General features: G+C 57.8%; 21 protein-coding genes. 17 read left to right on the forward strand and 4 right to left on the reverse strand.

The window, feature by feature from the left end; all coding sequences use genetic code 11:
* Positions 1-177: 177 nt before the first annotated feature.
* The 10 genes from ACXAD0_RS17305 to ACXAD0_RS17350 all read left to right on the forward strand — a co-directional run bounded on the left by ACXAD0_RS17305 (position 178) and on the right by ACXAD0_RS17350 (position 11,775).
* Positions 178-1,395: a lipase family protein gene (locus tag ACXAD0_RS17305; protein WP_475089956.1), complete on the forward strand. Its 1,218-nt coding sequence runs from the start codon at positions 178-180 to the stop codon at positions 1,393-1,395.
* A gap of 303 nt (positions 1,396-1,698) precedes the next feature.
* Positions 1,699-2,274, forward strand: a complete 576-nt coding sequence (gene rsxA, locus ACXAD0_RS17310; protein WP_475089957.1) for an electron transport complex subunit RsxA — start codon at positions 1,699-1,701, stop codon at positions 2,272-2,274.
* 10 nt (positions 2,275-2,284) lie between these two features.
* A complete protein-coding gene (rsxB, locus tag ACXAD0_RS17315) occupies positions 2,285-2,875 on the forward strand; it encodes an electron transport complex subunit RsxB (RefSeq protein ID WP_475089958.1) in 591 nt (196 codons plus the stop codon).
* On the forward strand, positions 2,872-5,031 hold the full coding sequence (gene rsxC, locus ACXAD0_RS17320; RefSeq protein ID WP_475089959.1) for an electron transport complex subunit RsxC: 2,160 nt from the start codon (positions 2,872-2,874) through the stop codon (positions 5,029-5,031). Before rsxB ends, rsxC begins: the two co-directional genes overlap by 4 nt.
* Complete coding sequence (locus ACXAD0_RS17325) at positions 5,031-6,083, forward strand: RnfABCDGE type electron transport complex subunit D (protein ID WP_475089961.1); 1,053 nt, start codon at positions 5,031-5,033, stop codon at positions 6,081-6,083. Before rsxC ends, ACXAD0_RS17325 begins: the two co-directional genes overlap by 1 nt.
* A complete protein-coding gene (gene rsxG, locus ACXAD0_RS17330; protein ID WP_475089962.1) occupies positions 6,083-6,760 on the forward strand; it encodes an electron transport complex subunit RsxG in 678 nt (225 codons plus the stop codon). The genes ACXAD0_RS17325 and rsxG overlap by 1 nt, the downstream gene beginning before the upstream one ends.
* Positions 6,760-7,470: an electron transport complex subunit E gene (locus tag ACXAD0_RS17335; RefSeq protein ID WP_475089963.1), complete on the forward strand. Its 711-nt coding sequence runs from the start codon at positions 6,760-6,762 to the stop codon at positions 7,468-7,470. The genes rsxG and ACXAD0_RS17335 overlap by 1 nt, the downstream gene beginning before the upstream one ends.
* Positions 7,471-7,646: 176 nt before the next feature.
* Positions 7,647-8,354: a TetR/AcrR family transcriptional regulator gene (locus ACXAD0_RS17340; RefSeq protein ID WP_475089964.1), complete on the forward strand. Its 708-nt coding sequence runs from the start codon at positions 7,647-7,649 to the stop codon at positions 8,352-8,354.
* 133 nt (positions 8,355-8,487) lie between these two features.
* Positions 8,488-10,980 (forward strand): MltF family protein, encoded by a 2,493-nt coding sequence (locus ACXAD0_RS17345; RefSeq protein ID WP_475089966.1) that lies wholly within the window; start codon positions 8,488-8,490, stop codon positions 10,978-10,980.
* 183 nt (positions 10,981-11,163) lie between these two features.
* A complete protein-coding gene (locus ACXAD0_RS17350; RefSeq protein WP_475089967.1) occupies positions 11,164-11,775 on the forward strand; it encodes a hypothetical protein in 612 nt (203 codons plus the stop codon).
* A gap of 114 nt (positions 11,776-11,889) precedes the next feature.
* On the opposite strand, the gene ACXAD0_RS17355 is transcribed toward ACXAD0_RS17350, so the two are convergent.
* Complete coding sequence (locus ACXAD0_RS17355; RefSeq protein WP_475089968.1) at positions 11,890-12,486, reverse strand: Yip1 family protein; 597 nt, start codon at positions 12,484-12,486, stop codon at positions 11,890-11,892.
* A 431-nt stretch (positions 12,487-12,917) separates the two neighbouring features.
* On the reverse strand, positions 12,918-13,994 hold the full coding sequence (locus ACXAD0_RS17360; RefSeq protein WP_475089969.1) for a branched-chain amino acid aminotransferase: 1,077 nt from the start codon (positions 13,992-13,994) through the stop codon (positions 12,918-12,920).
* 685 nt (positions 13,995-14,679) lie between these two features.
* Between ACXAD0_RS17360 and ACXAD0_RS17365 the strand changes: the two genes are divergently transcribed.
* A complete protein-coding gene (locus ACXAD0_RS17365; protein WP_475089970.1) occupies positions 14,680-15,978 on the forward strand; it encodes an energy transducer TonB in 1,299 nt (432 codons plus the stop codon).
* A gap of 508 nt (positions 15,979-16,486) precedes the next feature.
* Here ACXAD0_RS17365 and ACXAD0_RS17370 read toward each other — a convergent pair.
* Together ACXAD0_RS17370 and ACXAD0_RS17375 are read right to left on the reverse strand one after the other, a co-directional pair.
* Positions 16,487-16,660 carry a hypothetical protein gene (locus tag ACXAD0_RS17370; RefSeq protein ID WP_475089971.1) on the reverse strand — a complete coding sequence of 58 codons (174 nt, stop codon included), beginning with the start codon at positions 16,658-16,660 and terminating at the stop codon, positions 16,487-16,489.
* A 135-nt stretch (positions 16,661-16,795) separates the two neighbouring features.
* On the reverse strand, positions 16,796-17,071 hold the full coding sequence (locus tag ACXAD0_RS17375) for a hypothetical protein (protein ID WP_475089972.1): 276 nt from the start codon (positions 17,069-17,071) through the stop codon (positions 16,796-16,798).
* Between the two features lies 1 nt (position 17,072).
* Here ACXAD0_RS17375 and ACXAD0_RS17380 point away from each other — a divergent pair, with 1 nt between their 5' ends.
* The 6 genes from ACXAD0_RS17380 (at position 17,073) to ACXAD0_RS17405 (ending at position 24,038) form a co-directional block, all read left to right on the forward strand.
* Complete coding sequence (locus ACXAD0_RS17380; RefSeq protein WP_475089973.1) at positions 17,073-17,489, forward strand: hypothetical protein; 417 nt, start codon at positions 17,073-17,075, stop codon at positions 17,487-17,489.
* Positions 17,490-17,509: 20 nt separating this feature from the next.
* Entirely contained in the window at positions 17,510-18,721 is a 1,212-nt protein-coding gene (locus ACXAD0_RS17385; RefSeq protein WP_475089974.1) for a hypothetical protein, read from the forward strand.
* 337 nt (positions 18,722-19,058) lie between these two features.
* Positions 19,059-20,477 (forward strand): hypothetical protein, encoded by a 1,419-nt coding sequence (locus tag ACXAD0_RS17390; protein ID WP_475089975.1) that lies wholly within the window; start codon positions 19,059-19,061, stop codon positions 20,475-20,477.
* A 267-nt stretch (positions 20,478-20,744) separates the two neighbouring features.
* Complete coding sequence (locus ACXAD0_RS17395) at positions 20,745-22,835, forward strand: PEGA domain-containing protein (RefSeq protein ID WP_475089976.1); 2,091 nt, start codon at positions 20,745-20,747, stop codon at positions 22,833-22,835.
* A gap of 13 nt (positions 22,836-22,848) precedes the next feature.
* Positions 22,849-23,166, forward strand: a complete 318-nt coding sequence (locus tag ACXAD0_RS17400) for a hypothetical protein (protein WP_475089977.1) — start codon at positions 22,849-22,851, stop codon at positions 23,164-23,166.
* A 77-nt stretch (positions 23,167-23,243) separates the two neighbouring features.
* Positions 23,244-24,038 (forward strand): MotA/TolQ/ExbB proton channel family protein, encoded by a 795-nt coding sequence (locus ACXAD0_RS17405; protein ID WP_475089978.1) that lies wholly within the window; start codon positions 23,244-23,246, stop codon positions 24,036-24,038.
* Positions 24,039-24,065 lie beyond the last annotated feature (27 nt).

Here is a 24,065-nt window from a genome sequence, read left to right on the forward strand (position 1 = left end):
CTGCTGTCAGATCTGCCTTTTGGCGCGAAAAGCAACTTTTGAAGCCCTTCCCACTCTGCCGGATCGCCAGCGGGCTATCGCCCCAAGCGGTCAGGAGGTGCTCACAATCCATTGTGAAACACGCTAGACTCTGCGACGGCGACTCCGGATGTTTCCGGCACATAACAAGGAATGCCCATGACCTATTTCGAAGGAATGAAACGCCTGACAGGCCTCCCGCGCGGCCGGGCCGCTTACAGCGACCGCATGGCTTACATCGGCGCAGAGCTCTCGCGCCTGGTTTATGAGCCCTTCACACCGGACTCCGACCTGACGGCAATATTGAAACGTCTCGGCGAGGCCGACTCCGACAGTGAACGCAAAGCCATTCTCGCATCCTGGAGCCGGCACCTGCACAGTCATAACTGCATGCTTGCCGAAGGCATTCGCGAAACCCTGCGCGACAATAATTTTGAGCCAATTAATTTCTACGATACGGGCGACACCCAGGCGTTAATGGCGAAAATGGATGGTGGCGGACACCCCATCCTATTACTCGTATTTCGCGGCACAGAGATGAAGGCTGGCGACATCGTCACCGACCTGAAATTTCCCCTTGTGCCCGCCGGTAACGAGGGCCGGGTGCACTCCGGCTTCAAGGCAGCCTTCGAGAATGTGCGGTCGCTGCTGGAACAGGACCTGATTGATCATCCCGGGGTCCCTCTGTTCACATTCGGCCATAGCCTCGGGGGCGCGCTGGCCCTGATCAGCACGAGGGAATTAAACCCCGATGGCGACGGCGCGACCTATGTCTATGGCTGCCCGCGCACCGGCGATCGCGCCTATTTCCGTGCGGTCAAAACCCCGGTTTACCGCCTCGAGATCGGCGGCGACCCGGTGCCCATGGTGCCATTCGGCTACGGGTTCAGCGGGTTTCTGGCCCTACTGCGCCTGATCCCCCTGAACGGCACACAACATATTGCCAACTGGCTACGGCACAAGCTGCTGGGGTACTACCACACCGGTTTCCGGGTGTTCATCAAAACTGCAGCAAATGAACCGGACACTTACGGCTTCCCGTTCAAGAAAATGCGCGTGGACCAATCGCCCAATTTTTTCTGGCGTATCCAATGCATCTGGCGTGCGTGGATCGGCAACCTGTTCAATATCAAGCACATCGCCGGGTTCCATTCCATCCACCTGTATAGCGATATGCTGGAAGCCTACATGCTCCGCCGTAACCGTCGCTCGCTGAAAAACCAGGAAAGCATTGTGCCGACCTACATCCCGCCGGAGCCCGCCACCGAAACCGACGCATTGGCAGCCGCGAAACTGCCATCCGAACCCACTGCGGCCACGGATGGACAGGCGTCCACCGCCCGGGTGCCCGCAGAAGAGGAAACCAGCCAGGCCTGACCAACCGGCAAAGACTACCGGTTACTATGGGCGGTTTCCCGGACCGCCCCGCTCTAACCGCGGTACGGAGCATCCCCATATCGTGCGTCTCCCCGCCCTATCCGCTCCCCGCACTTCCCGCCGCGCTGGCGGCGAGTTGAACACCTCGCGCGAAGCACCGATAATAGCGAGCTGCACGCCCATCCGGCCCGAATTTGGGGTTGTCGGCGTCCAGTAAAAGCAGCTTGCGGTGGCGCTGCGTTGTTCCGGGCAGCATCGCTAAACGCGGGGCTATCTCCGCCGCACCATCCTACGGACTATTCAATGAGCGAATTTGTCGTCATCCTGCTCAGCACCATCCTGGTCAATAACTATGTGCTCGTGCAGTTCCTCGGCCTGTGCCCCTTCATGGGCGTTTCCAACAAACTGGAAACCGCCGTTGGGATGGCCGGTGCGACAACGTTCGTCCTGACGCTGGCATCCATTTGCTCGTACCTGGTCAACACCTATCTGCTGGCGCCATTTGGTATCGAATACCTGCGCACCATATCTTTCATCCTGGTCATCGCGGTGGTGGTGCAGTTCGCGCGGATGTTTATTGAGAAGACCAGCCCACTGATGTACCGGGTACTCGGTGTTTTCTTGCCTCTCATTACCACCAACTGTGCAGTGCTGGGCGTTGCCCTGCAGAACACCATCAAAGCGCAGAGCTTTATGCAATCCACCCTGTACGGCTTCGGCGCCGCTGTCGGCTTCTCCCTGGTATTGATTCTGTTTTCCTCCATGCGTGAGCGCCTCGTCGCCGCAGACGTTCCCACCCCGTTTCGCGGTGCCGCTATTGGCATGATCACCGCGGGGCTGATGTCCCTGGCCTTTATGGGCTTTACCGGACTGGTGTAGGAGGATCGCAATGCTGGATTGGTTACCGGAAATTTCCACACCCTTACTCGTCCTGGGTGGCATGGCGCTCGCCTTTGGCGCACTGCTGGGGTTTGCGGCTGTTCGCTTCCGCGTTGAGGGCGACCCACTGGTAGACCAGGTGGATGCGCTGCTCCCGCAGACCCAGTGCGGCCAATGCGGTTACCCGGGCTGTCGGCCCTATGCGGAAGCCATCGTGCATGGTGACTCGATCAACAAATGCCCTCCCGGTGGCCAGGCAACCATCAATGAGCTTGCCAACCTGCTGGATGTAGAGCCGATGGAGCTCGACGCCGAGCATGGTGTTGAAGACGTCAAGAAAGTCGCCTTCATCCGCGAGGCCGAATGTATTGGATGCACCAAATGCATTCAGGCCTGCCCCGTCGATGCCATCGTCGGCGCCGCCAAATACATGCATACGGTGATCGCCGATGAATGCACCGGTTGTGATTTATGCGTGGAGCCCTGCCCGGTCGACTGTATCGACATGGTCCCGCTCGAGCTCCCCATGCAAAGCTGGCACCCGGACAAGCCCATCGATGGGGTGCAGTTGATCGCCAGCGACAGGAGAGATGTGGCATGAGTACCGAGCAGCTGCCTTCATCCCGCGAGAGTGCCAGTGAACGTCGTGCAAACCGCGAAGCGCGCTTGATCGCCCGCGAAGAAGCCCGCGCACTGGTCCCCAATGATTTTCCCGGTGGTGTTCATCCTCCGGAGAACAAGCATCAGTCGACCGGGGAGCCTATCGGCAAAATTCCGCTCGCGCCGGAACTGATCGTCTCCCTTTCGCAGCACGCCGGTGCCACGGCCATTCCCCTGGTAAAGCTGGGCGATCACGTTCTCAAGGGACAACCCATCGCGGAGGCGGACGGCCTGGTCAGTTGTACCGTGCACGCCCCCAGCTCAGGCAAGGTGGTTGCCATCGAGCCTGCACCCATACCGCATCCATCCGGGATTCTCGGTGATGCCATCACCATTCAGACAGATGGTGAGGACCACTGGTGCCACCTGCAGCCCTGTGAGGATTTTCGCCAGAAAGATCCCGAGGAGCTGCTGGAGAAAATCCGCGATTGCGGTATCGCCGGCATGGGCGGCGCGGGCTTCCCAACTGCGGTCAAACTCTCACCGCCCGGCGGAGCGGACATCGACACTCTGATCATCAACGGTACCGAGTGCGAGCCCTATATCACCGCCGACGATATGCTGATGCGCGAACGCGCCCGGGAAATTATCGCCGGCATAGAGATTCTCGCTTACATTCTCGATGAGCCGGAGCGCGTACTGATCGGGATCGAAGACAACAAACCCGAGGCCATCGAGGCGATGCGTGCGGCGGCCGAAGGTACCCGCTTCAACATCATGGTGTATCCCACCAAGTACCCCTCTGGCGGCGAGCGCCAGCTCATCCAGATACTGACTGGCCGCGAAGTGCCCAACCGTGGGCTTCCTGCGAATGTCGGCATTGTTTGCCAGAATGTGGGGACTGCGCGTGCCGTCTACCGGGCTGTGCGCTTCGGAGAGCCGCTGATTGAGCGTGTGACCACCGTGGTAGGGGAGACCCTGCAACGCCAGCGCAACATTGAAGTCCCGCTCGGCACACCAGTCGAGTATATCCTCGACCAGCACGGGGTTGACCGTGCCAGCTTGCAGCGCATCATTATCGGCGGCCCGATGATGGGCTTCGCCATCGAGGACAGTCAGTCTCCGGTCACCAAAACCACCAACTGCATCCTTGTCCCAAGCGACACCGAGCTGCCTCCACCTCCTCCTGCACAGGCCTGTATCCGGTGTGGTTTCTGTGCAGAAGCCTGCCCGGCATCGCTGTTGCCGCAACAGCTCTACTGGTATGCACGAGCCGATGACCGGGAAAAACTGCAGGCCTATAACCTGTTTGACTGCATTGAATGTGGTGCGTGCTCTTACGTCTGCCCAAGCAGTATTCCTCTGGTGCAGTATTACCGCGCGGCCAAGGGCGATATACGCGCTGCAGAGGAAGAAAAGCAGAAATCTGATCGCGCCCGCGAGCGATTCGAATTCCGCAAACTCCGCCTGGAAAAGGCCGAACAGGAAAAAGAAGCCAAACGTCGCGCCCGCAAGGAAGCCGCAGAGCGCGCGCGCCAACAGCGTGAGCAGCAAGCCGACACAACGGCAGCCAAGGAAGCGCGCGAGGAAGCCGATGTTGTGGCCGCGGCACTGGCGCGGGTAAAGGCCAAGCAGGCCACCCCCGAACAGCAGCTGGCCCGCGCAAAACGCACGCTGACCAGTGCAGAACATCGGGTACAGCGCCTGCAGGGCAAGCTCGCTGAGGCCGAGGCCGCCGGTGAAAGCAGCCAACAGGACCAGCTGGCCGCCCAATTGAAGGCCGCGGAGCTGAAACTGCAGGAAGCCCAGGGCAGGCTGTCTGAGGCAGAGCGTCTGGCGTCCACCGCCGCACAAGATACGCCCTCTGCCAGTAGCAAGCCCCAAAACGCGTCCGCAGAACCCGCAACTGACCGCGCCCAGGGTGCCATCGAGCGAGCCAAGGCTGCTGCCGCCGCTCGCGCGACGATGACGCCTGGAGAAAAACTCGCCGCGGATATCGAAGCACTGCAGGCGCGGGTCAAGAAAGCGGAGGCGCGCCTGGAAAAGGCCAGGGCGGAGAACGACAGCAATGTCGACGCCTTTGCCACCGCACTGGAAAAAATGCAGAACAAGCTGGAAGAAAAAATGCGCGAGCAACAAGGTGGGGGATCCAACTGATGTCCCTGATGCGCCTGTCCTCCCCCCACAGCGTCTCCGGCGATCGTACGGGCAAAGTCATGCTGCAGGTCGCCGCCGCCACCATCCCCGGCGTGCTGGCACTGGTACTGCATTTTGGTATTGGCGTGCTCATCAATATTGTCCTGTGCACGGTGACGGCGCTCGCCTGTGAAGCAGCCATCATGAAGGTGCGCAAGCGCCCGGTACTGTTCTACCTGCGCGACTACAGCGCATTGGTGACGGCACTGCTGCTGGGTATTGCCCTGCCCCCGTACTGCGCCTGGTGGATACCCGTAATCGGCAGTGCCGTTGCCATCGTCCTCGCCAAACATTTGTATGGCGGTATGGGCTACAACCCTTTCAACCCCGCCATGGTCGGCTACGTGGTCCTCCTGATCAGCTTCCCAGTAGATATGACCCGCTGGGTTGGCCCCGCGGAGATCATCGGCAGCGCCCCTGATATTGGCGAGGCCTTTGCGCTGGTATTCGGTAGCTATAGCGTTGATGGTTTTACCCGCGCGACACCGCTCGAGCTGGTCCGCCTGAATGAGTCGGTCCTGCTCAGCCAGCTCTATACTGAAGAAGCGGTGTTCAGTCGGGGCACCCTGGCCGGTGTCGGCTGGGAAACTGCCAGCCTGGGTTTCCTTGCCGGCGGCCTGTTCCTGCTGTTCCGCGGCATTATCAGCTGGCACGCCCCGGTCGGCATGCTCGCCACCATCGCTTTACTGTCCCTGGCCTTTTATGACAGCGGCAGCTCTCTCAGTGAGGGATCGCCCCTGCTACACCTCCTGTCCGGGGCGACCATGTTCGGAGCCTTCTTCATCATCACCGATCCGGTGAGCGGCGCGACCAGTACCCGCGGCCGCCTGATCTTTGGTATTGGAGTGGGCCTGATTACCTACGTAATCAGGGCCTGGGGCAGCTATCCCGAGGCAGTCGCCTTCGCTGTGCTGCTGATGAACTTTGCTGCACCGACGATCGATAACTACACACTGCCGCGAACCTACGGTCACAAAGCCGCACGCAAAGCTACCGACGTGGAGGGACAGTAATGCTCAAGCGATCCATTACGATTAACGCCGTGGTGCTGGCTTTGTTTGCACTCGCCACCGCAGGCACCCTCGCCGTCACCCAGGTCACAACACGTGAACCCATCGCCGAGGCAATGCGCAAGGCTGCAGCCAAGGCGCTCCTGGAAATCATCCCCCTGGAGCGTCACAGCAACGACCTGTTACTCGACACTTATCCAATCCCTCGCCAGTACTGGGCCACGCTGGGCCTGACCCAGGGGGGGGACATCAATCTTGCCCGCGAAGAAGACGGCAAGATCATCGCGGTTATTATTCCCACCGTCACACAAGACGGCTACTCGGGCCCAATCCACCTGCTGGTCGGCGTCAATCGCGATGGCTCGATCGCCGGCGTCCGGGTTACTTCCCACAGCGAAACCCCGGGACTGGGCGACAAGGTCGATATCAAAAAAAGTGACTGGATACTGCAATTTAATGGCACGTCACTAAAAGACCCGACACCGGACCTCTGGAGAGTGGAAAAAGACGGAGGCGCGTTTGACCAGTTCACCGGTGCCACCATCACGCCGCGGGCGGTCGTCGCCCAGGTGCGCAAGGTGCTGGAATTTGTCGCCGCCCATCACGAGCAGATTTTCTCTGCTCCGGTGTCCAAACGTGCCGTCGAAATAGAGCAGCCAGAAACCCAGGAGACGCCCTGATGGCAACCCCGGCCTACCGCGAGATCACCCATAACGGGTTATGGAAAAACAATCCCGCACTGGTGCAATTACTCGGCCTTTGCCCCCTGCTGGCGGTAACGGGTTCCGTGGTGAATGCAATTGGGCTCGGACTCGCCACCATGGCGGTACTCACCTGTTCCAATCTTGCGGTGTCCCTGGTACGCAATCAGATGTCGGATACGGTACGCCTGCCCATTTCGGTCATGATCATTGCCACGTTTGTGACCTGTATCGAATTATTGATGAAAGCCTTTACTTACGAACTGTATCTGGTGCTGGGTATTTTTATCCCATTGATTGTGACGAACTGCGCAATTCTCGGTCGCGCGGATGCATTTGCCAGTAAAAATCCTATTCTGCCCTCAATTGTCGATGGATTTATGATGGGACTGGGCTTTTTGGCGGTATTGATCGTCATCGGGGCCATCCGCGAGATCGTCGGCCAGGGAACCTTGTTTGCGGACATGGACCTGTTGCTGGGCCCGATCGCAGCAGACTGGAAAGTCACGCTTTTGGGAGAAAATTATCCCGGCTTTCTCGTCGCCGTGCTGCCACCTGGAGCCTTCCTCGTCACCGGACTGCTAATTGCTGCAAAAAATGCCATCGACGCCGGTATCGAACGCCGGCGTGCAAGACCAGTCGTTGTGACCGGCAGCAAGCGTGTGCGAACCACCGGCAAGATTTCCTGAATGATCATTCGGGTTCGACCACTTTCGTAAGCGGCTGTAATCTTTTTCCCCCTAAATTGGCCAGAGTCGCCCCTGTTCACTGCGCCCGTAATCGCTAATAATGAGTGGCCCGCACGGGCCACGCCCGCCGCACTAATAATTAAAAAAATTCGATTTTTGACAGGTGAAACGATTCCATGGCTGATGTCGGACAACCCGAACTTGTCTATCACGGTAGACCCGCCCAACGTGCTGACAGTCGCCAACGTCGCAAAGCGATCCTCGAAGCGACACTGCGCATTATCGTAAAAGATGGTATTCGCGGTATACGCCACCGCGCTGTCGCGAAAGAAGCCGACGTGCCTCTCGCGGCAACCACGTACTACTTCAAAGACCTCAATGACTTAATCAGCGACGCTTTCACTTATTTTGTCGAGCAGGGGCTGGAAAATACCAGACAGCTGCAATCAGAAAGTCTTGCGGCCGCCCGGGCACTCTCGACAGATGAACTGGCCAGCAATGCCGGTCGCCGGCAATTGACCCAGCAATTAACCCGCTTCGTGCTGACGCATGTTCGTTCCCAGGCATCACACAAGGACGCGCGGCTGATTGAACTCGCATTTCGTAACGAAGCCTTGCGTAACGAACAGCTGACCCGTGCCATCCGTCTCGCGAACCAGGCTAATCAGAATATGATCGAGGAGTTTTTCACGCTTCTCGGCGCAAACGACAGCGAAGCGGCCGCACAGATCGTCATGGGATCGGTGCTTTATCTCGAGTATCAAATTCTCTCCGGAGCGATTCCAGCAGACTCCCCGCTACTGGAGAGAACCGTTTCCCTGCTCCTCAGGGGGCTGGTACCCACCAGCGCATCGGCGGCACCGACGACTTTCAACACCAATTGAGCTATCCCGGCGCCATCCTTTACGGTTTGGCGTCGCAGTAAACGCTGCATCACACGCCAAAGCGTGCCGACAATGAATGCCAGTTCCTATTCGCCATCTAAAATTTGATGAGATGCCGCTGTAGGGACACGCCATGCGTGCCAAACTTTTTTCTCAGTTTTTCACTCTTGCCCTCGTCACCCTGCTGACGATCGTCTCAGGTTGTGGGGAGAAAGCGCCTGCCCCAAATCCGTCAGATAACCTGGCCCAACCTGCGGATACCGCCGACGCCGGAGAGCAACCGTCCACTGCGGATTCATCGTCCGAGCAAAGCGCCCAGAACACGTCGGAGAACAATACTCAGGAAGTAACTGGCGACGATGCCAGCACCGATCAAGATGCTCTCGAGACCAGAACGGGACGCGATGACCCCAATGCTCCACTCGGCCGCCCCGCCGAGCGCGGCGAACCCCGCCAGGAAGCCGAGTGGTCGCCGGAGACAACCGGTGAATGGCCGATTGCCGCCTTCGAAAACTACATCGAAACCGGTGATTTAGACGCGATTCGCAAGCGCGGCAAGCTGCGCATCCTCGCGGATATCAGCAACTCAGACTCCCTGCACCGCGCCGCCACGCTTCAGGATATCGAAATCGATCGAGCCAAACGCAAGGCAGAGCACATGGGGCTCGAACCCGTCATTCTCTACGTTGAGGACTTCGACGATCTTATTCCCGCGCTCATCGCCGGTAAGGGCGACATCATCGCCAACAACCTGACCGTGACCGAGGAACGTCTCAACGAAATCGATTTCTCTATCCCCATTGCCGACGCCAAGGTGCTATTACTCTCGCGCAAAGATACTCCTGACGCTAAAGAAGGCACCGACTCGCTGGCGGGAAAAACGGTATACGTTACCAGAGGTACCATCTTTGAGGACATAGCCCGTCGGAAACTCAAGGACTTTCCTGGCGCGAAGCTCGAGGTCGTCGACACCAACTATGCCGAGCTCGCGGAGAAGGTTTCTCTGGGACATATCGACTTCACGGTCATTAACGAACCGATTTTCGATTTGATCTCCCAGTATCGTGACAATCTCAAGATAAACAAAATCGGTGAAAAGCCCCACAAGATGGCCTGGGGCTTCCGCAAGAATTCGCCAATGCTGGAGGAAGAGTACAACAAGGCCATTCGGCATTTTCGCCTGACAAGATTCGACGATCGATTTATCGGAGACCTGGACAAGATTAAAGAGCGCGGCGTCATCAGGGCAATCACCCGCAACCACCCCGGTATGTATTACATGTGGAAGGGACGTATTCTTGGTTACGAGTTTGAATTACTGGAAAAGTTTGCCAAGCGGCTGGATGTACGCCTGGAAATTATTGTGGCACCGACCCACGAGAGCCTGCAACAGTACCTGATCGATGGCAAGGCTGACATCGCTGCTGCCCTGCTGTCGAAAACAGAACGGCGCGAAGACAAAGGCCTGGCCTTCGGGCCGACCTATATGGAAGAAGAAGTGAGTATTGTGGGTCGCGTCGATGACAAGATTGACAGCATCGACGATCTGTCAGGACGCACCATCCACGTTCTAAAATCGAGCAGCCAGTACGATGTACTGGTTGATGTGCTGAAGAACGTAGACAACGTGAATGTCGAGTTTGCCCCGGAAGAGCTCACCCATCTGGAGATTCTTGATAAAGTTGCCGACGGCGAGTATGACCTCACCATCGCCGACGATGTCACCGTACGTATCGAACATGCCTGGCGGCAGGATGTGGACAACCTTATTGACCTGCGCGTCGAAGATAACGTTTATGCCTGGATGATGCGCGATACCAACCCCCAGCTACTCAAGGCGGTGGAAGAATTCTTTGGTGACAAGAAAGTCCAGGAGTTCAAAAGTGTACTGTTTAACAAGTACTTCAAGGACCCGGCCAAAAAGCGCGACGAAATTGAAGACCTGACGGTGCGCGGTTCCATTTCGCCGTATGATGATTTCGTAAAAAAATATTCTGACAAATACGACTTTGACTGGCGCCTGATTGTGGCGCAAATGTTCCAGGAAAGCACCTTCAACCCCAAGGCCAAGTCCTGGGTCGGCGCGCGCGGACTCATGCAAGTGATGCCCGGCACCGGCAAACAGGTTGGGGAGAAAAATCTGTTCGATCCGGAAACCAGCGTGCGCGCAGGCATGAAATACCTGGAATGGCTGCACCGGAAATTTGAAGACAAAGGCATCAGTCCAGAGAATATGATGTGGTTTACTCTGGCCTCCTACAATGCGGGCCTGGGTCATGTCTATGATGCCCAGGATCTCGCAGAGCAAAAAGGCTGGGATCGCAACGTCTGGTTCGACAACGTCGACAGGGCCATGCTGCTGCTCGCGGAGAAAAAGTATTATGAAAAGGCCCGCTACGGCTATGCCCGCGGCCGCGAGCCCTATGATTACGTGAGAAAAATTGCCGCACGCTTCCGGGCTTACGTCGCCCTGCTGGAAGCCCATGAGAAAAACCAGCAAGAAGCGGAAGCAGAAACCAGTCGCATTTCCTGCAACCTGTTGCCCGCCTGGGTCACTGTCGAATTGCGGGAATGCGCTGCACAGCGGCGCGCGCACGTCGCCGCTGCATCAATCATTCGATACTAACGGTCCGTTACCCGCTGACGCGCGTGCTGATTCGCGACCTGCCCAGCTGTCATCAGCGGCGACAGGTCGCGTCACGCCCTCGACGCAATCCGCCTGATTTGACACCTTATTAGACGACACTTGCCCCCGGGCAACAGTGTGTGTAGTGTCGACACCACATTCGTTTGTTGCGGGCCTGAAAAGATGGATAAAAAATCCTGCCTGCTCGCCCTGGCAATGGTTGCCAGTGGCAATGTCCAGGCTTCCGAAAACCTGTATTTAGATTTTGTCGCGCCTGACGGACAGCGTATTACGGTGCAACAGGATCTGCTCCAGCTCACCGACAATTACATTGACGCCATGGTAGAGGGCGCCAGTGAATCCAATGAATATCTCGCCATACGTTGCGGTGGCCCCTGGGGGGCACAACGTTATCGTATGCGCTTGCCCTCCGGCCCGGGCTACCAGCTGACCCTGCAAGGCGACAGTATTCGTGTGCGTATTTTGCTCCATAGCGTGATCAATGAAGATCAAAAGATCGACGCCATGAAGATGCATTGTGAGGACACCGAGCCCAAAGCCATCGTCCACGCACTGGCGGATTTCCAGCTAACCCGTGGCCAGGCCATTGCAAAGCAATTGCCTCTCGCCAATGGTCTCGTACTGGAATATGAGTATGCGCCCACAGCCTTGCGGACCGCCGAGAAGAACAACACAGAGATGACGATGCGGGAAGCCCGTGCACCTGAAGGAGAGAAAGCCACGATATCAGGAAGCGGTACCGGCGGTACCATCGCGGAATATACGGCGGACTAAGCCAGAAGCGCTGTCGCAGCATCTCCCGCCATTCGTGAACTACGTCCTTGCCGCCCAAAGATCAACAAGCATTTGCAGGTTACCGCGGGGCCAGGCCCCGCGGTCTTCGCGGCGTCAGTGGAAAACTGGCGCGGCCACAAAGCTCCAGAACAAAACCGTGCCAACCATCACGATCACCGCCATCACCAGCGATACCGTAACAATCGCACTGGCGAACAGGAATCCACGCTCCTCTGATACCCCCATGACAATCGGAATCCCGATGTACAGCAGGTACACCGCGTAGGCCACCGCAATCATGGCGACAAAGATATCCAGCCATAACACGGGATACAGACCGGCAACGCCGGCGATAAAGATTGGCGTGGCAGTGAACCCTGCAATCACCATCCCTTTCATGGGATAGGACTCGGCACCGTAGGTTTTGGCCATCCAGTGAATGAAGTAGCCAACCCCGATGACACCGCCGACCATCGCCACGTAAAACACGCCTACGAGCGAGAGCGCGCTTTGACTCGTGATCCTGACGGTCTCTCCACCGCCAATACTCCAACCCACTTGTGTGGTACCGAAATACCATGCCAGTGCCGGCAGAAGTGCCAGAATGATGACATAGGGTATCTGGCGGCGAAGCCCCTTTTCGGAGAGTTTGCCGATTGCCTGCCACTGCTGGCGCGGCTGCACCAGCATTCCGTACACATAACCTAACATCCCGTTCTCCTCACACATCGCGAGGAACCTCACCCAACCTCACTGCCAAAGGTCACCGGAGTCGCTGAACCTCCTAATGACCTCCCGAGGGAGGGTGACCGGGGATAACCAGTCTCAATTTGCTCTGGATACTACTTGTCAAAGTGAGGGGTACCGCAAGAGGTCGTCCCCTGAGTTCCAGCTTATTTTTATTGCGATTCCAGTTGTATCACTCGGGACGGCCAAGTCAACGACATTTGCGGTATTTGCACATCGCGCTAACTTTACGTTCCCACAGGAAACATCACATTCAGCGAGATGCTACCGATTCACCCGTCACCAAACATTGCGCGACCGAAATCAAACAACTGTTTAACCTGATCGCGCGGAAATTCCCGCCGCCGCGTATTGCTCGAGATCATAACGTCCGCGGGCAAGGCATTGATGCGGTATTACGGCATATCCATTACTGCCGGCTCCAGCGCCTGCATCCAGCCAAACACATCGTCAGCCCGACCCTCCTGAATATTCAACAGGGTATTGCGCAGTCGTTCTGCGACCGGGCCGGGAACCTCCTTCAATGCATACGTTTTTTCGCCATCTCCGATCACACTGATGGGGCTGACAATTGCCGCTGTGCCGCAAGCAAACGCCTCGCTGCAGGTTCCGGATTCGATGAGCGCCAGGAGATCATCGATATCCATTGCGCGCTCATGCACGGAATAACCCAGGTGGCGCGCCAGATCGATCAACGAATCCCGGGTGATCCCCTCAAGAATGGCGCCATTCAGTTCAGGGGTATGTAACTCGCCATCCATCACGGCAAAAAAATTCATACCTGAAAGCTCATCCACAGTATGGCGATTACCCGGATTGAGCCACAGTGACTGATCAAAACCTCGCGCCTTGAGACGAGAAATACTTTTCAGGGATGCGGCGTAGTTTCCTCCTACCTTCGCATCTCCGGTGCCGCCGACGGCAGCACGCGCGTCCTCTCTCTCCACCCACAAACGCATGTTGCCCGCGTGATAAGCCTCCGACGGACTGGCGATCACGTAGAACTCATAGGAGGTCGATGCGGATACCGACAGGTCCGGCTGGGAGCCCAGCAGGAAAGGACGCAGATACAGGGATTCGCCACTGTTGGCGGGAATCAGGTTGGCGCAATAAGCAGCGACTGTACGCACGCCCTCCAGGAACAGTGCTTCGGGCACGGGAGGCATACATAGTCGGTCAGCCGAGTACGCCATTCGCGCCGCATTCCTCTCGGGACGAAACAGGCTGATCCCGCCATCCTGCATGCGATACGCCTTCATTCCCTCAAAGCAGGACTGCGCGTAATGCAGGACCTTGGCTGCAGGATCCAGGCTCAGCGGTGCATAGGGCAGCAACTCACCCTGACTCCAGCATCCGTCCTGGCAGACGGCGCGAAACATAACCGGCGCCATCACCTTGCCAAATCCGAGGCGCTCCGGCATTTCATACCCTCGCAGTACGCCCGCCACCGCCGGATCAATCAGTACGCTCACATGGACTCTCCTCTCTGTGATCTGTGGTGATTATGGCGCTTGGCCTCGCTTTCGCCAAATACTCAAACCACCAGCCAGCCAGAGCGAGCAATACAAGCGATCTAAAACCGGCTTTTTTAGGATGCATCATGCGCTAAAGGCAAGAGAGGGGCTGACGCAGGAGAAACGCAGGAATTTGCACCGGCGCACACTCAGGGAATTTGACGCGAAATTAAACTCTAGTAAGGTGACAGATAGCCGGGTGTTGAGGTTGAGATCAACCATACTGCCTCCAGACCTGCGAAAAACAGATGGCGCTCGGTGACGCCATCTTCAACCACTGACCACGTGGCGTCGCGCGCGAGAACGCGCTTCGAACAGACGGTTAATCCGAAGTACGTCGGGTCCCCGTATTTAGGTCAGGAGAGCGGGTCGACGCGACCCTGTTGGCTATACTCATGAGTACGCGGCACAGATATCAATTGAATGATACGCCGTGTCACTGCAGCACCACTGACGGGGAGTTCCCCGCCAAAAAAACGCTGCAGCCGGATACAAACAATCCGGGCACTGTCAGGGAAAGAGAGAACCACACTTCAGGGAGAGAAAACCCCGAGGTCCGAAGGACCATCAGGGATCAGTGCCTGGCGCGCGGCATGCATTTGCCCGCCGGGAAAACACAATATGGAATAGAAGTGGTTCAACCGTGACACAGACAGATACCTCCAAGGTCATTGCTACCGGCTTGATGTTTACAGCCACAGCACTGCTGTGTGGCAACGTGTGGGCGCAGGAAGATGCTTTCCAGCCCGACCCCGGTGCCCCACCTGCGGCTTTTCTCGAGGCCGCTTCCAAGCCTCTGGAAACCCGCAAAAGACAGCTGCGCCCTTCTGAAGCCGTAGATAATTATCGCGATCGCATTGAGGAGCTCGAAGCGCAATATGGCGCCTACGGCGCCGGTCTCGATGAACAGCTGATGGGCCTGGCTTCTGCGCTGCAGAAAACCGGCGCGCATGAGGAAGCCATCTCAGAATTTCGGCGAGCCATGCTGATCAATCGGGTCAACGAGGGTCTCTACTCGCTGAATCAGGTCCCGATGATCGAGCAAATGATCGAGAGTCAAATCGCGCTCGACCAGTGGGAAGACGCCAATGACAACCAGCAGTATCTGTTCTGGCTTCATGAGCGCAATTACGGCAACTCTGACCCGCGAATGCTGCCGGTCGTGGAACGGCTCAGCCGTTGGCATCTGAATGCCTACATGGAAGAACGCGGTGAGACGCTGTTTGAGCATCTGATCAGCGCAACCAACTTTTACAAAATGGCCGTCGACATCATCTCCCAGAACTATGGCGATGACGACCTGCGCCTGGTCGAAGCACTGCGCGGCCTGAAAGCCACCCATTATTATCTCGCAACCTATAAAGGTGAGCCCGCGCAGGCGATGTCGGTCAACACCTCTTTTGGCGGGCCCGCTGATCCGCCCAGCGCTCGACAGGCAGAGCTGAATCACCTGCGCACAGCTGGCTACAGCAGTGGCAAGCGCGCCATCGCGAGAATTGTTGACGTCTACCAGAAGAATCCCCATTCCCCCCCGGCAGCCGAGGCCAAAGCCAAGGTTGAGCTCGGCGACTGGTACATGATGTTTAACAAATGGCACTCGGCGCGGAAAACCTACGGAGAGGCATACCATGCACTGTGGGACAACGGCGCCACCAATCAGGAAATTGACGATATTTTCGGGCGTCCGGCTGCGCTGCCGAATCTCCCGATGCTGGAAGAAGACCGCGATACCCGCCCCCACTCTTACGTGACGGTTTCCTATGACGTCACCGCATTTGGCAAGGCGCGCAATATTCGCATTTTGAGTGCGAACCCCTCGGACAATGTCAGCATGCGCGCACGCGTGCGCAAAGCCATTAAACGGGCAAAGTTCCGGCCCCGCTTTGAGAATGGCGAGCCCGTCGATACACGGGGAGTCGTGCAACGCTTCGTTTTTGACTGAATGGCGTCTCGCTTGTGCTTTCGCGCGAGCAGGGCTGGAACATTGGATCCGCGTCACTCTCTAAAAGTGCGCGGATTTTCGTGACTAGGTAGAAGGAAAAAAATACCCGGCAGCGTACCGATTCTGGTGCCTGATTATGTTCACAGGCTTTACCAGCTTCGGGGCACGCATCACGGCAAACCTATTTGCCGAAAACACCAGGCCAGGTTCTGGCGGCACGCGCTGCCCATCGTGATGACACACCGCTGCCCCGTGCGGCGCAGGAGAAAAGAATGACAGCCAGGAAGACCCAGAAAAGTGAACCCTGCCAGGGCATGCGCTGGCAAGCCTTCGCCTCGGCAGTGGTCATTGCGACCGTGCTCAGCGGCTGTAAGAGCCAGCAGACACAGAGTCAGCCTCCGGCACAGCAATCCCCCCCCTCCGCCAGCTCTCCATCGCAGAGCCAGTCTCAGAGCCAATCTCAGAGCCAATCTCAGAGCCAATCTCAGAGCCAATCGCAGAGTCAGTCTCAGACGGCCAGCATGCCGAACTCGCCGTCCAGCAGCTCGCCCAGCCAGTCGATGCCCTCTATGCCAAGCACCAGCAGCAGTATGCCGAGTAGCTCCTGGCCCAGCATCGAGAGCGGCGAGGAATCTGGCGAGCAGACAGCCTCCGCCAGCGGTGAGGGCGATCCGACGTCCAAACAGCGCAGCCGACCGGGATCGCCGGGAGAGACCGATCCCACCGCGCGGCGAGATAGCCGCTCGTCTCCGGTTTTCCAGGAGTCCGAGCAGCAGGCAGAAGACAGTAATATGCCGCCGGATCCGTCGACTAACAGTCAGGGAGAGCCGCCGGAGGAAATCGATTTTTCCGAGGAAGAGCAAACCTCGTCGAGCGCCTCTTCGAGCAGCTCCGCCTCCAGCAACAGTGCCTCCGCCAGCGCCAGTGAAGCAGCCAGCAGCCAGCAGTCATCGAGCAGCGCGTCGTCCAGCAGCAGTAGCAGCTCGGCTTCCGCGGCCAGCGGCTCGCCATCCTCGGGCAGCAGCGCGCCTAATGAAGCACCCGCCAGTGCTGCAGAGCGCGTCGCCGAGCTGGAGGGGGAATTCGAGTCCACTATGGTCAGCTACGACGGCATGATCCTGCGCGAACGGGACTACGTGCGGAATCGGCCGGCCTCTGCTGAGGAAGAAGAAGCCATGGATGAGCCTCCGCCCGGAGAGTCCCTGGAAGACCTGATCGAATCTGCCGAGGCCGAGATACCCGCACCACCCGGAGGCGGCGGTGAAGAGGGCGGTGGCCCCGAACAGAACAACTCCAGCGGCCAGGCGACCGGGCCCGGTCTCCCGACCGCAGGTCGCAAAGGAGAATTTGACCACAAGGCTACCGCAACGGTCGTGCCAGCCGACATACCGGATGGCAATGATGACGATGTGGTTGCCCGGCAAATTCGGGAGGCTGCCATGCGCGAAACCGATCCGGAACTGCAAGAGCGGCTCTGGGAGGAATATCGCAAATACAAGAACGGCCAGTAGTTAATGCAGAGGGAAACCGCATGTTAAGAATCCAATCACTATCTGCCAGTACTCTGTTGCCCAGTGCGACCATCGCCGTGCTGGCGCTACTACTCGGCGCCTGTACCACTACCGAAGTCCGCACCACGGCCTTTGAACCGCTCACCGTCGAGGATGAGGCCATCGCAGAAGATCGCCTGCTCGACGTCGGCATTGTGCAATTCGACCCCGGACTGGACACCGCGGAGGCCAGTGAAGACGAACTGGTTTTCCCCGAATTGCGCCAGGCCGAGTCCCGCTATATTGCCGTCACGCTGGCGGAATCATTGCAGTCCAGTCAGGGCTGGGGTGCCGTCCGTGTCATTCCCAGTCAGCGCACCAACATCGACGTCACAGTACTAGGTCGCATCGTGCAGTCTGATGGTGAGACGCTCACCATCAATGTCACTGTGTCTGACTCGAGCGGCCGCACCTGGTTTACCAAGGAGTACAGCGAACTCGCATCGCAGTATGCCTATGATCGCAAACACCCAACCGAAGGTGATGCTTTCCAGGGCATTTACAACCAGGTTGCCAACGACATGCTGGTATACCGTCAGCGCCTGTCAGATCAATATCTGGCGGAGCTCCGCACCATTTCCGAAATGAAGTTTGCGCGAAACTTTTCACCCCATGCATTCGACCGTTTCCTGACTCAGAACAAAGATGGTATTTATGAACTTCGCGCGCTGCCGGCAGAAGACGACCCGATGCTGCAACGGGTACGCCGAATTCGCGAACGCGACTACCTGTTTGTCGATACGCTGCAGGGGTACTACGGCACCTTTGTCCGCTCGATGGAGGTCCCCTATCAGCAGTGGCGCGCGCTGAGCTTCGAGGAAGTTCAGCAAATGCGTGAGCTGAAGCGGAAAGCCCGCAATCACACCATCATGGGTGCTGCCGCCATCATCGGCGGTATTGCTGCAGCGGGAGCCGGTGGCGGCGCTGCGCGCCAGGCCGGCCACGTCGCGGTTGCCGGCGGCGGCTATCTGGTTAAAAGCGGTTTTGACCGTCGCAGTGAGGCCAAAATGCATATCGAAGCATTGCAGGAACTGGGCGATTCCATGGAAGCTGAAGTCGAACCGCAAATTGTCGAGCTCGAGGATCGTACCGTCACCTTGTCCGGCACCGTAGAGAACCAGTACCAGCAATGGCGGGAAATACTGCGGGAGATTTATCAGGCAGAAACGGGCGAGATCGATTCCAATATCTAGCGCGAAGCACTGCCAGTAAATCGCTTTTGAACGAGACCGGTATCGAACGCACGCCACGCGCGCTCGATGCTCAGAACTAAAGACAGGGCACACTCGCGCTGCGCTGAGTCAACACCAGCGGGCGATGGTGCCCTGCCCCAAGAATAATTTGTACCGCTGAACACCTATGCAACACCGCGACGCCGATTCAGAAAACAATGACGACCTGATTCAACCTGCAGACTTCAGTTTTGGAGGCGCAGGTGGGGACAATCAGAAGACTGCCTCAACGAGCCCCGATAGCGGCCCAACGGCACCCCGAACGCCAGGCACTGCTTCTCGCGCAGGAAAGCAGCGAGTGGTCAGGGGCGCAATCGCGGTCAGTCTGGTACTGGGCCTGATCGGCGTTTTCTGGATACTGCCGCAAACTGTCGAACCCCCTCGCGTAACCCCTGCGGCCAGCTTGCCTGCTATCAGCACAGCGCCAGCACCGGCAGCCGTTAAGGCCTCGCCCTATACCGATGCCGAGATTGCCCAGCAACGCCGGATGGTTCAGCAGGTTTTGCAGGACATCCTGGAAATGCAGGAAGAGCTGCGAGAGCGGCAGGTCGAGCAGTGGGCCGAGGAAGCGTTCACCGCCGCGCAGGAGATCGCGTCTGGTGCAGATGGTATTTACCGCCAGCGTCGATTCATGGAGGCGCTGGAGCAATACCGCCAGGCGCTCGCCGCGATGCAGGCAATCCGCGACAGTATTCCAGAGCGTATAGAACAACATCTGGCAGAGGGAAATACGGCTCTGGACAACGGTGATGCCGAGGCGGCGCATCAGGCCTTTGACCTTGTTCTGTTGATTTCCGACGGGCATCCACGAGGACTCAAAGGCAAAGAGCGGACAGAGAAACTGCCGGAGGCCTGGGCGGCCTTCACGAAAGCCAAAACCGCCTTTGAGGCGGGAGAACTCGATCAGGCGAAAACCTCCCTGAAAGCATCTCTGGCCGTCGATCCGGAAACCCGCCCCGCCAAGGAAATGCTGCCACTGGTGGCAGCGGCCATTCTCGAGCGTGATTACAGCGAGGCCATGTCGGCCGGTTATGGCGCCATCGCCGAAGGTAAGTTTCGCGCAGCGACCGAGGCATTTGAGCGCGCCGCTGCATTGAAGCCCAGCGCACCAGAGCCTGGCATCGGCCTGCAACAGGCTCGCAATGGCCTGGTACAGACACAGATTGAACAGCTGTTCAGTAAGGCGCGCGCGCAGGAAAGCGCCGAGCAATGGCACGGTGCCGTGGCGAGCTATAGCCAACTGGTCAAGAAAGATGCCAGCCTGGTTTCCGCGATTACCGGAAAAGCCCGGGCCGAAGCCCGGGCAAACCTCGATGACCAACTGGAAGATCTGCTGAAGGATCCGCTGACGCTGGGTGGCAGTGAACGAAACCGCTATGCACGCACTGTGCTCGATGATGCGCGGCAGCTGGACGCCGGCACACCGCGACTGGCACAACAAATTGAGTCTCTGGAAAGCGCCCTGACCCTTGCGCTGATACCCGTGCCAGTGCGCTTGCAGTCCGACAGCAGCACCAGCGTGACCATCTACCATGTGGGGCAGCTGGGTAATTTTGCCGAGCGCGAAATTCCCCTGCGACCGGGTCGCTACACGGCCGTCGGCAGGCGCGATGGTTACCGGGATGTACGCAGGGAATTCACCGTGGCTCCAGGAGAAACTCCGCCCGTGGTTGTTATTCGCTGTGCAGAAAAGATAAACGGCGCCTCTAACGGCTAACTGCACCGGCCAAATGCGAACAGTTCGCCTTCCCTGCGGTCAAAAAGCGAGCGTTTATGGCTGAACGGCTTTTAAATTTTGGTGCGCGCGATAAGATGGAATTAGCGCCAAACCACGATCAGGTGACCGTGTACTGCACGCCAGCGAGCTAAGCTTTAATGCACCCAAAAGTGCTCGCAAGGAATAGCGCGCAGGCCTGGAACCTGGTCACAGGCCAATACCCCGAAACGCGATAACTCAATAAGTACGCAGTAACAGGGAATACGAATGACAGCGAAGGAAGCGGTACCTGCGCGCGAAGACAATCGCGCCGAAGATGACTTCACCCATATCCAACCGGTGAGCTTTACCCCCGTTGCGGATCAGGTCGGCAAGCGTCAGCTCTTGTTTTCTGGCAGGTCCATGGCCGTTGTGGGCTGTTTGATCCTTGGTGTCCTGCTGCTCGTTTACCTGCTGATTTCACGCACGCTCATTTTCGAAACCCAACCTGCTGATGCAAAGGTCAGTGTCAGCGGGTTGGCGATTCCCCTCGGTGACGGCCATCTGGTACTGCCAGGCAGCTACAGCTATACCGTCAGTGCAACGGGTTACCTGCCGCAGAGCGGCGAAGTCGAAGTTTCCAGTGAAAAAAACAGTCGCCATGCCATTAAGCTGGAGCGCCTGCCGGGCCATCTGCAGGTGGTTGCCGATCCTCCCGTGCCCGTCCGGGTTCTGGTGAACGGCGAGGAAATTCAAAGTGAACAGGGGCTGGCAAAGAATATTCCTGCCGGCCGCAAGCGGATTACCGTCGTTACCGACCGCTATTTGCCCTTTACACAGGAAGTGGATATCGAGGGCCTCGACAATACCCAGCGGTTGCAGGCCAAGCTCCGCCCTGCCTGGGCCAACGTTAAAATCAGCAGCCAACCACCCGGCGCAACGGTCACTGTGGAAGGCCAGGTCATTGGTACAACACCGCTCGATGCCGAGCTCATCCAGGGTGATCGGGTCGTGGAAATTTCTCTACCCGAGCACAAGACGGCCCGTATTCCGGTTGCCGTCACTGCCGGGGTCGACCAGGCGCTGACACCTGTGGAGCTGGCCGCTGCCGATGGCCTGCTGCAGCTATCCAGTACCCCTTCTGGTGCCAGTGTGACCGTCAACGGTGAGTTTCGCGGACAAACACCCATCGAGCTGGAACTCGCGCCGGGGAGCGTACACCAACTGCGCCTGTTCAAGGATGGTTTTGGGTCAATCGAGCGTCGAGTCGAATTGACTCCCGGAATCTCGCGCGAACTCAACGTCAACCTCAGTGCAGTGTTCGGTCGAGTCAAAGTCACCAGCAGCCCTCCGAAAGCCCAGGTGTACATTGATGGAGAACTTGCTGGTACCGCGGGAGAAACCTTCACCTTGCCCGCCCGCAGCCATTCGATTCTTGTGCGCAAGAATGGCTATGAAGACTTCCAGACCACAGTGGTTCCAAGTGCCAAACTGGAGCAGAGTATTCGTGCAGTGCTGCTCACCGCAGAGCAATCACGCTGGAGCAAGGTACCCGCAGAAATCAATCATGGCGCAGGGGGTCGCATGGTCCTGCTGCGCCCGAATGCGAAATTCACCATGGGGTCTTCACGACGTGAGCAGGGCCGCCAGGCCAATGAAGTGCTCCGCCAGATCTCGCTGACGCGCCCCTTCTATCTCGGCGTAACCGAAGTCACCAATCGGGAGTTCCGGCGCTTCAAGCGCATGCACAGCTCCAGCCACGTGCGTGGTGTCAGCCTCGACAATGACAACCTGCCGGTGGTTAACATCAGCTGGACTGACGCAGCCATGTTTTGCAATTGGTTGAGCAAAAGAGATGGTCTGGAGCCGGTTTACCTGACACAGAGTGGCCGCATCACCGGTTTTAATCCTGATGCCAATGGCTTTCGTATGCCCACTGAAGCCGAATGGGCCTGGATAGCCCGCTTCGAGAATGGTGCCATGCGCAAATTCCCCTGGGGCAGTTCGCTACCGGTTGGCAAGAATTCCGGAAACTATGCCGATAACAGTGCCGCGCAACTCGTGCCGGCGGTATTGCGCAGTTACAGCGACCGTTTCCCGGCGACCGCACCGGTTGCCAGCTACCAACCCAATACACAGGGAATTTTTGATCTCGGCGGCAATGTGTCCGAGTGGATTCATGACCTGTACACCATTGGTACCGGGCTTTCGATGCGCCGCGAGGAGAATCCCGTGGGCCCGCAAGATGGTGACTACCATGTCATTCGTGGATCCAGCTGGCGCCACGCCGGCCTCACCGAGCTGCGGCTCGCTTACCGCGACTACGGTGCGGAACCACGCAACGATGTCGGCTTTCGAGTCGCACGCTGGGTAGAGTAAGGAGACTATGGCAATGAACCCTATTCACAAGCATCACTTGCTCAAGCTATTACACTGGCGCCTCGCTGCCGCCGTATGCCTGCCGGCCATGCTGTGCCTGGCTCCGGTGACACTGGCCCAGTCTGACGAACAACAGGAAGAGTCGCAGCAGGCCCCCCAGGCACAAGAAGAACAGCAGAATGAAGCCGATACACAAATCGCGCAGGCAGAAGTGAAAACTCCTGCGCCAAAGAGCCAGCCACGTAGACAATCCGAGGAAAACCCCGACGATTACAGGGCAACCGAAGAGATTTCTGAAGATTTATCAGTCTCATTCCCTATCGATATTTAAGCGCTATGCGCCAAGAACAACACAATGTATTTCCGAACAGGCATCACTGTCGCGTATTCGGAACGGAGTAGAAAGCCATGAAATTCAAGTCGTCTGATTTTGTGTTCCAGCTCTTCGCCTTGCTGGGCGCGGTGATTCTGGTGCACGCGATCTACGTTTCCATTATCCGCCCCAATGCCGACGCGTTGATCGCCGAGCAGCTCGCACGCGAAGAGGCTGGAGAAACCTATATCCAGCAACGCTCCATGTATATCGTGCTGCGGGACTATGAGCAGGAAGCCTGTTTCGTCCTGATGCTCTGGGCGCTGGCAATCATGGGTTTGAAGGCCCAGCGCAGCCTGCGCGAGCGCAAATTACTCGACAAGGCGCTACTCAATGTCCGTGAAGGCACACCGATTTTGCCGGAAGATGCGCGAGACCTGTCGCGCCCAATACAGGCGCTACCGGAAGAAGAGCGCAGTTTTCTACTACCGCGTGCCTTATTGACTGCATTGCAACGATTCAGCTCAACCAGAAACGTCGCCGCCGTCTCCAACTCGGTGAAAGAAGTATGCGAAACGGAGGGCGATCGCCTCGATTCGGAATTGGCCATGGTCCGCTATATCACCTGGGCAATTCCATCGATCGGCTTTATCGGTACCGTACGTGGTATCGGCGAGGCATTGTCACAGGCCCATCGCGCTGTCGAGGGCGACATTGCCGGTGTGACTGTCAGTCTGGGTGTGGCTTTCAACTCAACCTTTGTGGCGCTCGTCATCAGTATTGTCATCATGTTCTTTACGCATCAGCTGCAGCTCATGCAGGAACGACTGGTGCTCGACACGCAGAATTACTGTGACAACAACCTGCTGCGCTTCCTAAAAGTAAGCTGAGTGCCAGTGTTCGTCGCGGGATCAACG

It is taken from the genome of Microbulbifer sp. ABF4_148, from assembly GCF_056158985.1.